The sequence below is a fragment of the Micrococcus sp. HMSC31B01 genome, assembly GCF_001816085.1.
Classification (GTDB): Bacteria; Actinomycetota; Actinomycetes; order Actinomycetales; family Micrococcaceae; genus Micrococcus; species Micrococcus luteus.
Genome location: NZ_KV824884.1, coordinates 1 through 510 on the forward strand (window position 1 = coordinate 1; position 510 = coordinate 510).

The 510-nt window shown below is 75.1% G+C and carries 1 protein-coding gene; it reads left to right on the top strand.

The window, feature by feature from the left end:
• Positions 1 to 125 precede the first annotated feature (125 nt).
• The coding region (locus HMPREF3105_RS01235) for an MMPL family transporter (protein ID WP_168167975.1) at positions 126 to 510 on the top strand (385 nt) is incomplete at its 3' end.

Genomic DNA, 510 nt, shown 5'->3' on the forward strand with positions numbered 1-510 from the left:
GCGTGCGGGCCGGTCGGGCGCCCGCGCTGGGACCGGAGCGGTTCGCTCCGCTTAGCTGTAGCATCGGAGGCGGCGCGCCGCGTCCGGCCGCGTCCCACCCCAGCACACGGAGACCTCCCCTTCCCATGGCGACACTGCTCTACCGTCTCGGCCTCGGCGCCGCCCGCCGCCCCCTCCTCGTGATCCTCGCCTGGGTGCTCGCCCTGGCCCTCGCCGTCGGCGGGTTCCTCGCCTTCGGCGGCACGCTCTCCTCCACCGTCACCATCCCCGGCACGCCCACCGCCCAGGTCACGGACCGCCTCAAGGAGGAGTTCCCCGAGGCCTCCCGCGGCAGGGGCCAGGTCGTGTTCACCACCGAGGACGGCTCCCCCCTGACCGACGCCCAGCGCGAGCAGATCACCGCCCTGTTGGACGACGTCGCCGAGCAGCCGGCCGTGGAGGGCGTCGTGAACCCGTTCGAGGCCCAGGCCCAGCAGGACGACGCCCGCACCCGGCTGGACGAGGGCCGCA